Raw genomic sequence first — 14,937 nt, 5'->3', positions numbered from 1 at the left:
GGCCCCCTCGGTGCTATGCCGTGAGGCGGGCGACGGCCTCCTCGACCGTCAGTTCCTCACGCTCGCCGGTGCGGCGGTCCTTCAGTTCCACCACGCCGTCTGCCGCACGTCGGCCGGCCACGAGGATCTGCGGTACGCCGATCAGCTCCGAGTCCGTGAACTTGACGCCCGGGGAGACGCCGGGCCGGTCGTCGACCAGGACGCGGACACCGGCCGCGGCCAGCTTCGCGGAGATGTCGAGGGCCAGCTCGGTCTGCAGGGCCTTGCCGGCGGCGACCACGTGGACGTCGGCCGGGGCGACCTCTGCGGGCCAGCACAGGCCCTTGTCGTCGGCGCTCTGCTCGGCCAGGGCGGCCACCGCGCGGGAGACGCCGATGCCGTAGGAGCCCATGGTGACGCGGACCGGCTTGCCGTTCTGGCCGAGGACGTCGAGCTTGAGGGCGTCGGCGTACTTGCGGCCCAGCTGGAAGATGTGGCCGATCTCGATGGCGCGGTCGAGGACGAGGCCCGTGCCGCACTTGGGGCAGGGGTCGCCCTCCTGCACGACCACGACGTCGACGTAACTGTCGACCTCGAAGTCACGGCCCGCGACGACGTTCTTGGTGTGCGTGCCGGCCTTGTTGGCGCCGGTGATCCAGACCGTGCCCGGGGCGACCCGCGGGTCGGCGATGTAGGTGACCTTGTCCAGGCCCCGCGGTCCGACGTAGCCGCGGACCAGGTCGGGGCGGGCCGCGAAGTCCGTCTCGGTGACCAGCTCGACGGTGGCCGGGGCGAAGTGCGCCTCGACCTTGTCCATGTCGACCTCACGGTCCCCGGGGACGCCGACGGCGACGATCTCGCCGTCGACCTTCACGAGGAGGTTCTTCAGCGTGGCCGAGGCCGGGACGCCGAGGGAGGCGGCGAGGGTCTCGATGGTCGGGGTGTCGGGGGTCGGGATGTCCTCGGCGGCCGGCACGTCCGAGCCGTCCACGGGCTTCAACTCGTAGCTGATCGCCTCGGTGTTGGCGGCGAAGTCGCAGTTCGGACAGTCGGCGAAGGTGTCCTCGCCGGCCTCGGCCGGGGCGAGGAACTCCTCGGACTTGGAGCCGCCCATCGCGCCGGCGGTGGCGGCGCAGATGCGGTAGTCGAGGCCGAGGCGCGCGAAGATCTTCTGGTAGGCCTCGCGGTGCAGGGCGTACGACGTGGCGAGACCCTCGTCCTCGGTGTCGAAGGAGTAGGAGTCCTTCATCAGGAACTCGCGGCCGCGCAGGATGCCGGCGCGGGGGCGGGCCTCGTCGCGGTACTTGTTCTGGATCTGGTAGAGGATGACCGGCAGGTCCTTGTAGGAGGACGCCTGGTCCTTGACCAGGAGGGTGAAGATCTCCTCGTGGGTGGGGCCGAGGAGGTAGTCGCCGCCCTTGCGGTCCTGGAGGCGGAACAGCTCGGGGCCGTACTCGTCCCAGCGGCCGGTGGCCTCGTAGGGCTCGCGCGGGAGGATGGCGGGGAGCAGTACCTCCTGGGCGCCGACGGCGTCCATCTCCTCACGGACGATCCGCTCGACGTTGGCCAGCACCTTCTTGCCGAGGGGCAGCCAGCTCCAGATGCCGGCGGCGGTGCGGCGCACATAGCCGGCGCGGACGAGGAGCTTGTGGCTGAGGACCTCGGCGTCCGCCGGGTCGTCGCGCAACGTCTTCGCCAACAACTGGGACATGCGCTGGACCGGTACGTTCGCCATGGTTCCTCTGCTCCTGCTGCTGGGGGTCCCCCGCTCGGCGAGGCCGAGAGCGGGGGAAGGTGATGGCAGGAGGTTAGCCGGGGGGTGCGCGGCGGTGGAAATCGGTTATGTGCGGCGCAGCGGCAGGGGGGCGCCCATCACGGCGTACGGCTTGGGCGCGCTGGGGAAGAGGACCTGGCGGGCCAGGTCCTGGTAGCCGAGGGAGCGGTAGAGGGCGCGGGCGGGGCTGTCGGTGTCGATCGCGGAGAGGATCGAGCGGGGTTCGTCGGCGCCGTCGGTGATGGTGGTGATCAACGTGCGTCCCAGGCCGCGGTTCTGGTACGCGGGGTGGACGTGCAGTTCGGTGATCACGAAGGAGTCGTCGAGCCAGTGGTCGTTGTGCTGGGTGCGGAGGTAGGGCTCCACGACGGTGGACCACCAGTGGGTGCGGTCGTTGGGCATGCCGTAGACGAACCCGACCAGGTCGCCGCCGACTGTGGCGCCGAGGGCGCGGGCGCCGGGGTAGGTCATGTGGCGGAGGACGATCTGGCGGCGGACGGCGACTTCGTCGGGGCCGAGACCGAAGGCCACGGCTTGGACGGCCAAGGCCTCGTCTACGTGGGCGGAGAGGTCGAGGGGGCCGATCACCAGGTCCATGGCGGGGAGCCTACAGGGGGGTTTCCACTGCCGTCCGGGTGCCGGTTGATTGTGGTCGCCGGTTCGCCCCCGGGTCCTAGAAGAGGACGCTCATGAAGGCGCCGACTTCCCGGAATCCCACCCTCTGGTACGTCCTGCGCGCCGCCGTGTTGAAGTCGTTGACGTACAGGCTGGCCACGGGGGCGACGTCGGCCAGGGCGTAGCGCAGTACGGCCGCCATGCCGGGGGCCGCCACGCCGGTGCCCCGGTATTCGGGGGCCACCCACACGCCCTGGATCTGGCAGGCGCGGTCGGTCGCGGCGCCGATCTCGGCCTTGAAGACGACCTTGCCGTCCGCGTCGAAGCGGGCGAAGGCCCGGCCGGAGCCGACGAGTTCGGCGACGCGGGCCTGGTAGAGCAGGCCGCCGTCGCCGGCCAGCGGGGAGACGCCGACCTCCTCGGTGAACATCGCCACACACGCCGGCATGATCGCTTCGATCTCGTCCTTGCGGACGCGACGGACGTAGGGGTCCGGGGTGATACCGACCGGGAGATGGTCGGTGACCATGAGCGGTTGGTGGCGGCGGACCTCACGGGCCGGGCCCCACTGGGGTTCCAGCAGCCGCCACAGGTCGGAGGTGGCGGCGGCGGGGCCGACGATGGAGGAGCAGCGGCGCCCGGCCCGGCGGGCGCGGTCGGCGAAGGCGCGGACGGCGCGCGGGCCGGCGCAGATCGGGACCAGGTTGGCGCCGGCGTAGCAGAGGGAGGTGAGTATGCCGTCCTCGTACCAGCCCCACATCTCGCCGCCGAGCCGCCACGGGTCGAGTCCGGCGATCCGCACGCGGGACGTCACGAAGGCGTTCGCGACCGGCTCGCGGTCGAGGACGGCGAGCGCGGCGTCCAGGTCGCTCGGTTCGAGGACCCGTGAGGTCGTCTGGGTCAACACGTGCGGGGGCCTCACACACTGGGGTCGGCTGATCCCCGCACTATAGCTGCGCTGCTCGGGCGGGGCGCCTGGGAGCCCGGGAGTAACGGTCTGTCGGCGGGTGCGCGTTCGTGGTGGCTTGTCGCGCAGTTCCCCGCGCCCCCGCCGCACGCGAGCCCGCCGACGGCATGAGAAGGCTCAGCCCGCGACCGCCACCGACGGCTCGCCCGAGGTCACCCCGTCCTTCTCCATTTGCTCGGCCAGCTTCATGGCCTCTTCGATGAGGGTTTCCACGATCTTGGACTCGGGGACGGTCTTGATGACCTCGCCCTTGACGAAGATCTGGCCCTTGCCGTTGCCGGAGGCGACGCCGAGGTCGGCCTCGCGGGCCTCGCCGGGGCCGTTCACCACACAGCCCATGACGGCGACGCGGAGCGGGACCTCCATGCCGGTGAGGCCGGCGGTGACCTCTTCGGCCAGCTTGTAGACGTCGACCTGGGCGCGGCCGCAGGAGGGGCAGGAGACGATCTCCAGGCCGCGCTCCTTGAGGTTCAGGGACTCCAGGATCTGGATGCCGACCTTGACCTCCTCGGCCGGGGGCGCGCTCAGCGACACCCGGATCGTGTCGCCGATGCCCTGGGAGAGCAGGGCGCCGAAGGCGACCGCCGACTTGATCGTGCCCTGGAAGGCCGGGCCCGCCTCCGTGACGCCGAGGTGCAACGGGTAGTCGCACTGGGCGGCGAGCTGCTTGTACGCCTCGATCATGACGACCGGGTCGTTGTGCTTGACGGAGATCTTGATGTCGCGGAAGTCGTGCTCCTCGAAGAGGGACGCCTCCCACAGGGCCGACTCGACCAGGGCTTCGGGGGTCGCCTTGCCGTACTTCTGCAGGAGGCGCCGGTCGAGGGAGCCGGCGTTGACGCCGATGCGGATCGGGGTGCCGTGGTCCCGGGCCGCCTTGGCGATCTCCTTGACCTTGTCGTCGAACTGCTTGATGTTGCCGGGGTTGACGCGGACCGCCGCGCAGCCGGCCTCGATGGCGGCGAAGACGTACTTGGGCTGGAAGTGGATGTCGGCGATGACCGGGATCTGCGACTTGCGGGCGATGGTGGCCAGCGCGTCGGCGTCGTCCTGCGTGGGGCAGGCGACCCGGACGATCTGGCAGCCGGAGGCGGTGAGTTCGGCGATCTGCTGGAGGGTCGCGCCGATGTCCGACGTGCGCGTCGTGGTCATCGACTGCACCGAGACGGGGGCGTCTCCGCCGACGGCCACGGATCCGACCTGGATCTGGCGGCTCTTCCGGCGCTCGGCGAGCTTGGTCGGAACGGACGGCATGCCGAGAGAAATCGCAGTCATCTGCTGTGCAACCCCAAGTCGTGGATCAAGGTCCGGTCCCGTGAGCAGCGGGCTCCGAGCTTCGAGATTACGGCACATACCTCGGCGCGGGCACATCCCACCCGTCGTGCCACTCGATGGGAGGCGGCCCGGCGAGAAGCATGCCGGGCCGCCTCGAACTCCGTATGACTAGGAGATTCTCACCGGGTTAACCACGTCCGCGATCAGGACCAGGATCGTGAAGCAGATGAAGATCCCGGCGACGACGTAGGCGACCGGCATGAGCTTCGCCACGTCGAAGGGGCCCGGGTCCGGCCGGCGCAGCAGCTTGGCCGTGTTGCGGCGCAGCGACTCCCACACGGCGCCCGCGATGTGGCCGCCGTCGAGCGGCAGCAGCGGGAGCATGTTGAACAGGAACAGGGAGAGGTTGAAGCCGGCGACCAGCATGAGGGCCATGGCCAGCTGCTGGGTGGGCGGGATGTCGAGGGTGAAGATCTCGCCGCCGACACGGGCCGCGCCGACCACGCCCATCGGGGAGTCGGCCTCGCGTGGAGCGCCGTCGAAGGCCGCGTTCCACAGGGCCGGGATCTTGCCGGGGAGAGCGGCGAGGGAGTCGACAGCCTCGCCGATCCGGTCGCCCATCCAGGTCACGGAGTCGCCGAAGTCCTGCTTGACGACGCCCGTGGCGGCGCTGAAGCCGAGGAAGCCGGCCTGGACGTACTGGCCCTCGACGATCTGGCCACTGGAGTCCTTCTTGGCGACCTGGTTGGTGGCGATCTTCGCGTGCAGCGTGACGTCCTGGCCCTTGCGGTCGACGACGATCGGCACCTCCTTGCCGGGGGTGGCGCGGATCAGGTCGGAGAGCTTGTTCCAGTCGTCGGTCTTCACACCGTCGAAGGAGACGATCTTGTCGCCCGCCTTGAGCCCGGCGGCGGCGGCCGGGGCGGCCGGGTCGCCCTTCTCGCACTTGTCGCGGTTCTCGTTCTGCGCGATGACGCACTGGGAGACCGAGCTGACCGTGGTGGTCTGCTGGGTGATGCCGAAGCCCATCAGGACGGTGAGGAACAGGGCCACCGCCAGGACCAGGTTCATGAAGGGCCCCGCGAACATCACGATCACGCGCTTCCAGGGGGCGCGCGTGTAGAACATGCGGTTCTCGTCGCCCGGCTTGAGCTCCTCGTAGGCGGCGGTGCGGGCGTCCTCGATCATGCCGCGCCACGGGGAGGTGGAGCGGGCTTCCATCCGGCCGTCGGGGCCGGGCGGGAACATGCCGATCATGCGGATGTAGCCGCCGAACGGGATGGCCTTGACGCCGTACTCGGTCTCGCCCTTGCGGCGTGACCAGAGCGTGGGGCCGAAGCCGACCATGTACTGCGGCACGCGGATGCCGAAGAGCTTGGCGGTGGACAGGTGCCCGAGCTCGTGCCACGCGATCGAGAACAGCAGGCCGACCGCGAAGAGGACTATGCCGAGGATGAACATCAGGGTCGTCATGCACGGGCCTCCGCCGTCTGTGCCGCCAGTTCCCGGGCCCGGGTCCGCGCCCAGGTCTCCGCTTCGAGGACGTCCGACACGGTGAGTGAGGTTCCCGTACGCGGGGTGCCGTGCTCCTCGACGACCCGGGTGACGGTGTCCATGATCCCGTTGAAGGGCAGTGCGCCCTGGCGGAACGCCTCCACGCACTCCTCGTTGGCCGCATTGAACACCGCCGGGGCGGTGCCCGCGAGCTCGCCCACGTGCCGGGCGAGGTTCACCGAGGGGAAGGCCTCGTCGTCGAGCGGGAAGAACTCCCAGGTCGAGGCCTTGCTCCAGTCGAAGGTGGGCGCCGCGTCGGGCACGCGCTCGGGCCAGCCGATGCCGATGGCGATGGGCCCGCGCATGTCGGGCGGGGTCGCCTGGGCCAGTGTCGATCCATCCGTGAACTCAACCATCGAGTGGACATACGACTGGGGATGCACGACGACCTCAATGCGGTCGAAGGGAATGTCGTAGAGGAGGTGTGCCTCGATGACCTCCAGGCCCTTGTTGACGAGGGTCGCGGAGTTGATCGTGATGACCGGGCCCATGGCCCAGGTGGGGTGGGCGAGGGCGTCCTCGACGGTGACGCTCTCGAGCTCGGCCCTCGTACGGCCGCGGAAGGGGCCGCCGGAGGCGGTGACGACCAGCTTGCGCACGTCGGCGCGGGTGCCGGCGGCCAGGGCCTGGAAGAGGGCGGCGTGCTCGGAGTCGACGGGGATGATCTGCCCGGGCTTGGCGAGGGCCTTGACCATCGGGCCGCCCACGATGAGCGACTCCTTGTTGGCGAGCGCGAGGGTGCGCCCCGCCTCCAGGGCGGCCAGGGTCGGGGCGAGGCCGATGGAGCCGGTGATGCCGTTCAGGACGGTGTGGCAGTCGGACGCCGCCAGCCGGGTGGCCGCGTCCGGGCCGACCAGGAGCTCGGGGAGCGGCTCGCCCGTGCCGTACTGCGCGCTGAGCGCCTCGCGCAGGGCCGGTACGACGTCCTCACGGGCCACCGCGACCGTGGACACGCGCAGCCGGTACGCCTGCTCGGCGAGGAGCGCGACCCGGCCGCCGTTGGCGGACAGTCCGGTGACCCGGAACCGGTCGGGGTTGCGCAGCACGAGGTCGATGGCCTGGGTGCCGATGGACCCGGTGGAGCCGAGGATCACCACGTCCTTGGGACCGTCTCCCGCTACGGGGTCGTAGACCAGGTGCGGGTCGGCGAGGGGGGCTGGACTGTCGCTCATTGCTCCATTGTTGCCGTAAGGGCCGTGTGTGAGGACAGCGCATCCCCTTCGAGGGGGCGCGCACCACGCCTGCGCACGCCCCCGGGGCGGCCGGATCTACCGGATCGGCCGGTGGACGTTCTCCTTCTGCGACGGTCCCGGTGTCGCGTCGGCGATCCAGGGGCCCTCGCCCGACGGGTCGACGATGCCCTGCTCCAGCCACTCGTACGTGCCGGACAGGACGCCCTTGACGACCTTGCGGTCGAGGTCGTCGGTGTTGGTCCACAGGCGGGTGAAGAGCTCCTCGATGCGGATCCTGGCCTGGCGGCAGAAGACGTCGGCGAGCTGGTAGGCCTCGCGGCCGTGGTCGCCCTGGCCGCGCAGCAGTTCGGCCCGGACGCAGGAGGCGCTCATGGCGAACAGTTCGGCGCCGATGTCGACGATCCGGCCGAGGAAGCCCTGCTTGGACTCCATCCGGCCCTGCCACCGGGACATGGCGTAGAAGGTGGAGCGGGCGAGTTTGCGGGCGGTGCGCTCGACGTAGCGCAGGTGCCCGGAGAGGTCCACCTCGTGTTTGAACTCGCTGTAGGAGGCCGGGAGCTGGCCGGGTCCGGCGACCAGTTTCGGCAGCCACTTGGCGTAGAAGACGCCCGCGTTCGCGCCCGCCCTGGCCTTGTCGCCGAGGGACTTCTCGGGGTCGATGAGGTCGCCGGCGACCGCGAGGTGGGCGTCGACGGCCTCGCGTGCGATCAGCAGGTGCATGATCTCGGTGGAGCCCTCGAAGATGCGATTGATGCGCAGGTCGCGCAGGAGCTGCTCGGCGGGGACGCCGCGCTCGCCGCGGGCCCGGAGGGAGTCGGCGGTCTCGAAGCCGCGGCCGCCGCGGATCTGGACGAGCTCGTCGGCCATGGTCCAGGCCGTCTCGGAGGCGTACAGCTTGGCGAGGGCGCCCTCGATGCGGATGTCGTTGCGGTCCTCGTCGGCCATCTGCGAGGCCAGGTCCGTCACGGCCTCCAGGGCGAAGGTGGTGGCCGCGATGAAGGAGATCTTGGAGCCGACCGCCTCGTGGTGCGCGACGGGCTTGCCCCACTGCTCGCGGGCCGCCGTCCACTCCCGGGCGATCTTCAGGCACCACTTGCCGGCCGCGACGCAGGACGCCGGCAGGGAGAGCCTTCCGGTGTTGAGGGTGGTCAGGGCGATCTTCAGGCCCTGGCCTTCCTCGCCGACCCGGTTGGCGGCGGGGACGCGCACCTGGTGGAAGCGGGTGACGCCGTTCTCGATGCCGCGCAGGCCCATGAAGGCGTTGCGGTTCTCGACCGTGACGCCCGGCGCGTTCGTCTCCACGACGAAGGCGGTGATGCCGCCCCGGTGGCCCTCGCTCTTCGGGACCCGGGCCATCACGACCAGCAGATCGGCGACGACGCCGTTGGTGGTCCACAGCTTCACGCCGTCGAGGACGTACTCGTCGCCCTCGGGCAGGGCAGTGGTGGCGAGGCGGGCCGGGTCGGAGCCGACGTCGGGCTCGGTGAGCAGGAAGGCGCTGATGTCCGTGCGGGCGCAGCGCGGCAGGAAGCGCTCGCGCTGCTCCTGGGTGCCGAACAGTTTCAGCGGCTGGGGCACGCCGATCGACTGGTGCGCGGAGAGCAGCACGCCGATCGCGGGGCTGGCGGAGCCGGCCAGGGTGAGCGCCTTGTTGTAGTACACCTGCCCCAGGCCGAGGCCGCCGTACTTGGTGTCGATCTTCATGCCGAAGGCGCCGAGCTCCTTCAGCCCGTCGATCACCTCGTCGGGGATCCGGGCCTCGCGCTCGATGAGGCCCCCGTCGACCTTCGTCTCGACGAAGTCGCGGAGCTTGGCGAGGAACTCCTCGCCGCGCTGGGCCGCCTCCTCGTCCGGGAGGGGGTGGGGGTGGATGAGGTCGAGCCGAAAGCGGCCGAGGAACAGCTCCTTGGCGAAGCTGGGCTTGCGCCAGTGCTGTTCCCGGGCGGCCTCCGCCACCTCGCGGGCCTCCCGCTCGGTGACGGTGGGACGGGAGGAGGGAGTGGTGGAAGCGGACATGAGGGGCACCTCGCCGCAACTAGGGAGATTGAGGACCGTTTCGTTACCGACCAGTGCTACTGGATCGTTGGTACCCGAATCCGGACGCTCCCACCAGTCCTCGCGCGTCCGTTCAGCCGAAGGGGGGCGCAGCGCGCCCGGCACTTGTCGCGCGCCTGACGACGGTGTTGCATCGAGGTGCCGTCCGGACGACGGCTTCCACCCTGAGAGCGCTCCGGGAAATCTGTATCGAAGCGCTTCGACAACCTATGGACACCCACTCCTGCTGGGGCTACTGTCGAACCACCCCCACCCACCCCGATCAGCAACGCGCGCTGTCGAAGCGCTTCACAAGAGCTTGGAGAGCTGGATGGTCACCCTCGCCGAGGTCGCCCAGCACGCCGGAGTCTCGGCGAGCACGGTGAGCTATGTCCTCAGCGGCAAGCGGTCCATCTCCGCGAACACCCGGCAGCGGGTCGAGCGGAGCATCCGCGAGCTCGGGTACCACCCGAACGCCGGGGCCCGCGCCCTGGCCAGCAGCAAGTCGAACATCATCGCGCTGATGGTCCCGCTGCGCACGGACATGTACGTGCCCGTGATGATGGAGATCGCCATCGCCGTGGCCACGTCCGCCCGCGCCCACGGCTACGACGTGCTGCTGCTCACCGGCGAGGAGGGCCCCGACGCGGTGCGCCGTGTGGCGGGCAGCGGGCTCGCCGACGGAATGATCCTGATGGACGTCGAACTGGACGACGAGCGGCTGCCGCTGCTGCGCGCGACGGACCAGCCGTCCGTGCTGATCGGGCTGCCCGCCGACACCTCCGGCCTGACCTGCGTCGATCTGGACTTCAGGGCGACGGGCGCGCTGTGCGTGGAGCACCTGGCCAAGCAGGGCCACCAGGACATCGCCGTCATCGGGGAGGCCCCGGCCGTCTACGAGCGGCACACCGGCTTCGCCGAACGCACCCTCGACGGGCTCAGGTCCCGTTCCCGGGAGCTGGGCGTGCGGCTGCTGCACCGGCCGTGCGAGGGCGGGTACGACGCGATGGCGGTGACACTCGCCCGGATCCTCGACGAACGCCCGGACACCTCGGGGCTCATCGTGCAGAACGAGTCGGCGGTCGAGCCGCTGCTCGCACTGCTGCGCCAGCAGGGCCGGGCCGTGCCGGAGGACGTGTCGGTGGTCGCGATCTGCCCGGACCAGGTCGCGATGCAGGCCTCGGTGCGGCTGACGTCGGTCGCCATCCCCGCCCAGGAGATGGGCCGGCACGCCGTGGACCACCTGGTCGCCAAGCTCGAGGGGCACGGCAGCGACGAGGTCGTGCTGATCGCGCCCGAGCTGACGGTACGGGGGAGCACGGGGGCGGCGCCGAGCCGGCCGTAGGCACCCCGTCCTCCCCACCGTCTGGAACACCGCCCTCCTCTCAGGGCACCCCCATGTCTGCACTCCTCCAGGAGCACAGGAGCACGCCACGTGAATCAGCCTGCTGAAAACCAGCCCCAGGTGAGCCTGGCGCAGTCCTCCCCCACCGTCGGCACCTTCCGCGAGCGGGACGGCGCCCTGGAGTGGAGCGGCCGCCAGGAGACCCTCCGGATCGAGCCGTGGGGTCCGGACGCGGTCCGGGTGCGTGCCCGGCTCGGCGGCCCGGTCCTCGAAGGACTCCCGGGCGCCCTGCTCGACGAGGCCCCCGCGACGCCGGCCACGGTGAAGATCGAGGACGGCCGGGGACTGCTGACCGTCGGCGCGCTCACCGTCGAGGTGAGCGCCGAGGGCCTGATCCGCTTCCTGCGGACGGAGGACTCCGCCGAGATCCTCGCCGAGGACCGCGCCCACTTCTGGTGGCCCGGCTCCCGCCTCTACACGGCCGTCGGCAACGGCCACCACCGCCTGGAGCAGCGCTTCGCCGCCTATGACGACGAGAAGCTGTACGGCCTCGGCCAGCACCAGCACGGCCGCCTGGACCAGAAGGGCCTCGTGCTGGACCTGATCCAGCGCAACGCCGAGGTCGGCATCCCGGTGCTGACGTCCAGCCGCGGCTACACCCTGCTGTGGAACAATCCGGCGATCGGACGCGTGGAGCTGGCGCACAACGGCACCCGGTGGGTCGCCGACTCGGCCCGGCAGATCGACTACTGGATCACGGCGGGCGACCCGGCCGGTGGCCAGCGCCGCTACAGCGCGGTGACCGGCCGCAGCCCGATGCTGCCGGAGTGGGCGGCGGGCTTCTGGCAGTGCAAGCTGCGCTACCGCACCCAGGACGAACTCATGGCGGTGGCCCGGGAGTACAAGCGGCGGGGGCTGCCCATCTCGGCGATCGTCTGCGACTTCTTCCACTGGACGCACCTCGGCGACTGGAAGTTCGACCCCAAGGAGTGGCCGGACCCGGGCGCGATGGTGCGCGAGCTGGAGGAACTCGGCATCAAGCTGGTGGTGAGCGTGTGGCCGTCGGTGTCGCCGCTGAGCGAGAACCACCCCGTCCTGGAGCAGCGCGGCTGGTTCATCGGCACCCAGTACGGGCCGATGGCGCATGCCGACTGGCCCGACAAGGAGGTCGCGTCCACGGTCCAGGTGGCCTTCTACGACGCGACCAACCCGGAGGCCCGGGAGTTCGTGTGGTCGAAGGTGAAGGAGAACTACCTCGACCCGTACGGCATCACGGCGTTCTGGCTGGACGCCTGCGAGCCGGAGCTGAAGCCGGGCTTCCAGGAGAACCTGCGCTACTGGGCGGGCCCGGGCCTCGAGGTCGGCAACGCCTACCCGGCGGAGAACGCCCGCACCTTCTACGAGGGGTTGGCGGCCACCGGCGAGGAGGAGATCGTCACCCTCAACCGCTCGGCGTGGGCGGGCAGCCAGCGCTACGGCGCCGCCCTGTGGTCCGGTGACATCGGCACGGACTTCCCGACCCTGCGCCGGCAGATCGCGGCCGGTCTCAACACGGCCCTGTCGGGCATCCCGTGGTGGAACACCGACATCGGCGGTTTCCACGGCGGCGACCCGGACGACCCGGCCTACCGGGAGGTGATGGTCCGCTGGTTCCAGTTCGGCGCGCTGTCCCCGCTGATGCGCCTGCACGGCTTCCGCGACCCGGGCATGCCGCTGGGCCCGGAGATGACCGGCGGCCCGAACGAGGTGTGGTCGTACGGCGAGGAGGCCGGGGCGATCCTGGAGCGGTATCTGCGGCTGCGCGAGCGGCTGAAGCCGTATGTGCTGGATGTCATGCGGGCAGCCCACGAGGAGGGGCTGCCGGTGATGCGGCCGCTGTTCCTGGAGTTCCCGGACGACGAGGCGGCCTGGTCGGTGGACGACTCGTACCTGTTCGGCCCGGACCTCCTGGTCGCCCCGGTGCTGACGCCCGGCGCCACCGCCCGCACGGCTTACCTGCCGGCCGGGGCGTCGTGGACGGACGCGTGGACGGGTGAGACGTACGAGGGCGGCCGGGCCGTGACGGTCGACGCCCCGCTGGACCGCATCCCGCTGTTCCTGCGGGACGGGGCACGGCTGCCTGTAGCGGAGTAGCCGTGTCGAAGGGGATGGCCGGATCGATGGAGGTCTTCCGGCCATCCCCCGTTCGCCCGTCCGTCCAACCTCCCTCCAGCGCAATTGAGTTCAAGGGAGTAGGTTTCCCGCGTGTCCTCGTCTCCGCTCGCCCTCACCCTCGCCAACCTGGCGCTGCGGCCTGCCTTCGGCTCCCGCCGGGACCCCGGCCGGATCTTCGACCGCATCGTGGTGGAGGCCGGGGAGGCGCCGGGAGACCGGGACTTCGTCGACGACTTCCGGGCCCTGCTGGGCTGGTGGGCGAAGGCCGAGCACCTCACCCCGGTCGGCTGGCAGGCCGCGCAGGGGCACGTCCGGCGGCATCTCGCCAACCGGGCGCGGGTGCGGCGGCTGATCGCCGAGCACCCGGAGATCGAGCGGGAGCCGATCGAGAAGCCGGTGTTCGTCGTGGGGCTGCCCCGCACCGCGACCACGGTCACGCACTCGGTTCTGTCGATATCGGACGAGCACCGCTGCCCCCTGCTGTGGGAACTGCTCGCGCCCGACCTGGAGTTGCCGTCCCGGCAGCGGCGCAGGGCGATCACCGCAGGGCGCCGGATGGTGCAGGGCACGGACCTGTTCGCGCCGCGCTTCCGCGACATCCACGCGATGGCCGCCGAGGGCCCCGAGGAGTGCACGTTCGCCCTGCCGCACGCCCTGATGCCGTTCTCCCAGGCCCGTATCCCCGAGTACCTGGCGTGGCACTGCGCGCGGGACTTCACCGCCGACTACCGGTACCTCAAGCAGGTCTACCAGGTGCTCCAGTACGGCCGTCCACGGCGGCGCTGGATGCTGAAGTCCCCCATGCACCTGGAGAACCTGGACGCGCTGCTGACGGTGTTCCCCGACGCCACGATCGTGTGGTGCCACCGCGACCCGGTCACCGTCGTGGCGTCCTTCTGCTCCCTGATCGAGCACGGCATGGCCGTCAGCACCCGCCCCGTCGACCTGACCGGCATCGGCGCCACCTGGCTGGGCCTGCTGAGCCGTGCCATGACACGCGGTCTCGCGGCCCGGGCCGCCATCCCCGCGCAGCAGCTGGTGGACGCCCCTTACTCCTGGCTGGGCTCCCATCCCGCCACCGGCGCCCCGAAGCTCTACGCGGCCGTCGGCGCCCCCTGGACCGACGCCGACGCGGCCCGGCTCCCCGCGGCCGTCGCCCGCCCCAAGGGCACCCGCAAGCACACCTACGACCTGTCCCGCTACGGCCTGAGCCGTGACGAGGTCGAGTCGGCCTTCGCCGGGTACAACGCGCTGCGGGCCGAGGTCGACCGCGCCTGACGGCACGGCCGGGCCCCGGCCCCTCGACGATCAGCTGCTGCTGACCGTCAGGTTGTTGGTGGTGAAGTTCAGCCCGCCGGACGACGAGGTGACCTCGTAGCCGAACTGCACGTCACCGATGGTCTCGTTGCCCATCCACTTCTTGGTGTCCTTGATCCACTTCAGGATCGGCAGGATGTTCACGGTGCCGGAGCTGGAGTTGGAGGTGCGGATGAACGAGAACACCTCGTTGGCGCCGTTGGTGCCCTTGAAGACGTTCCAGGAGTGGCCGCCGAGGCTGACGCTGCCCTGCGACGTGCCGATCGGGCCGACGGGTCCGGTCTTGTTGACCCAGAGCATGATCTCGTAGTCGTGGTCGGTGTCCCAGATGTCGTACGACGTGTTGTACGCGCCGGACGACGGGACGCTGACGTTGTAGCTGCTGGAGAGCGAGCCCAGCGAGGTGATCGACTTGTTGATCGCCTTCGTCTGGTTCGGGTAGGACTTGATGCCGCCGGTGTTGGGGTGGTTGGCCCAGACACCCCAGTTGGTGCCGGAGTTGGCCCAGATGCACTGGCTGCCGGCGCCGCCGCCCCAGATGTTGTTGTAGAGCGTGTAGCCGTTCAGGTTGGTCTGGCCCCACTGGGCGCAGGAGTTCCAGACGGCGGCGGAGGCGGGTGCGGAGGCGAGGCCGACGGTGGCGCCGAGTGCCAGGGCGGGGGCCAGCAGGGCCTTGGTGACCCTGCTCAGCGTGCGTGCTGCCATGGTGTCCCTTCCATGGGTGGGGGGG

The 14,937-nt window shown here is 70.6% G+C and carries 11 protein-coding genes; 3 read left to right on the top strand and 8 right to left on the bottom strand.

Going from position 1 to position 14,937, the window contains the following annotated elements:
* Positions 1 to 13: 13 nt before the first annotated feature.
* The 7 genes from ACIRDU_RS27090 to ACIRDU_RS27060 form a co-directional block, all read right to left on the bottom strand.
* Complete coding sequence (locus ACIRDU_RS27090) at positions 14 to 1,714, bottom strand: proline--tRNA ligase (RefSeq protein ID WP_403583758.1); 1,701 nt, start codon at positions 1,712 to 1,714, stop codon at positions 14 to 16.
* Between the two features lie 105 nt (positions 1,715 to 1,819).
* Positions 1,820 to 2,350 (bottom strand): GNAT family N-acetyltransferase, encoded by a 531-nt coding sequence (locus ACIRDU_RS27085; RefSeq protein WP_403583755.1) that lies wholly within the window; start codon positions 2,348 to 2,350, stop codon positions 1,820 to 1,822.
* 76 nt (positions 2,351 to 2,426) lie between these two features.
* Positions 2,427 to 3,275 (bottom strand): GNAT family N-acetyltransferase, encoded by an 849-nt coding sequence (locus ACIRDU_RS27080; protein ID WP_403583753.1) that lies wholly within the window; start codon positions 3,273 to 3,275, stop codon positions 2,427 to 2,429.
* Positions 3,276 to 3,452: 177 nt separating this feature from the next.
* Positions 3,453 to 4,610 carry a flavodoxin-dependent (E)-4-hydroxy-3-methylbut-2-enyl-diphosphate synthase gene (gene ispG, locus ACIRDU_RS27075; protein WP_030853172.1) on the bottom strand — a complete coding sequence of 386 codons (1,158 nt, stop codon included), beginning with the start codon at positions 4,608 to 4,610 and terminating at the stop codon, positions 3,453 to 3,455.
* A 168-nt stretch (positions 4,611 to 4,778) separates the two neighbouring features.
* Positions 4,779 to 6,071, bottom strand: a complete 1,293-nt coding sequence (locus ACIRDU_RS27070; protein WP_403583839.1) for a M50 family metallopeptidase — start codon at positions 6,069 to 6,071, stop codon at positions 4,779 to 4,781.
* A gap of 8 nt (positions 6,072 to 6,079) precedes the next feature.
* Entirely contained in the window at positions 6,080 to 7,336 is a 1,257-nt protein-coding gene (gene dxr, locus ACIRDU_RS27065) for a 1-deoxy-D-xylulose-5-phosphate reductoisomerase (protein ID WP_403583750.1), read from the bottom strand.
* A gap of 96 nt (positions 7,337 to 7,432) precedes the next feature.
* Complete coding sequence (locus ACIRDU_RS27060; RefSeq protein WP_403583747.1) at positions 7,433 to 9,373, bottom strand: acyl-CoA dehydrogenase family protein; 1,941 nt, start codon at positions 9,371 to 9,373, stop codon at positions 7,433 to 7,435.
* 349 nt (positions 9,374 to 9,722) lie between these two features.
* Between ACIRDU_RS27060 and ACIRDU_RS27055 the strand changes: the two genes are divergently transcribed.
* The 3 genes from ACIRDU_RS27055 (at position 9,723) to ACIRDU_RS27045 (ending at position 14,168) form a co-directional block, all read left to right on the top strand.
* Entirely contained in the window at positions 9,723 to 10,736 is a 1,014-nt protein-coding gene (locus ACIRDU_RS27055) for a LacI family DNA-binding transcriptional regulator (RefSeq protein ID WP_403583745.1), read from the top strand.
* Between the two features lie 90 nt (positions 10,737 to 10,826).
* The gene (locus ACIRDU_RS27050; RefSeq protein ID WP_403583743.1) at positions 10,827 to 12,869 is read left to right on the top strand and encodes a TIM-barrel domain-containing protein; all 2,043 of its coding nucleotides are present in this window, start codon (positions 10,827 to 10,829) and stop codon (positions 12,867 to 12,869) included.
* A gap of 111 nt (positions 12,870 to 12,980) precedes the next feature.
* Entirely contained in the window at positions 12,981 to 14,168 is a 1,188-nt protein-coding gene (locus tag ACIRDU_RS27045; protein ID WP_403583740.1) for a sulfotransferase family protein, read from the top strand.
* A 30-nt stretch (positions 14,169 to 14,198) separates the two neighbouring features.
* Here the strand turns inward: ACIRDU_RS27045 and ACIRDU_RS27040 are convergent, their stop codons facing one another.
* A complete protein-coding gene (locus tag ACIRDU_RS27040; protein ID WP_403583738.1) occupies positions 14,199 to 14,912 on the bottom strand; it encodes a hypothetical protein in 714 nt (237 codons plus the stop codon).
* Positions 14,913 to 14,937 lie beyond the last annotated feature (25 nt).

This window comes from Streptomyces sp. NPDC093598 (assembly GCF_044764825.1).
Taxonomy (GTDB): domain Bacteria; phylum Actinomycetota; class Actinomycetes; order Streptomycetales; family Streptomycetaceae; genus Streptomyces.
This window is presented reverse-complemented; position numbering and strand designations above follow the sequence as displayed.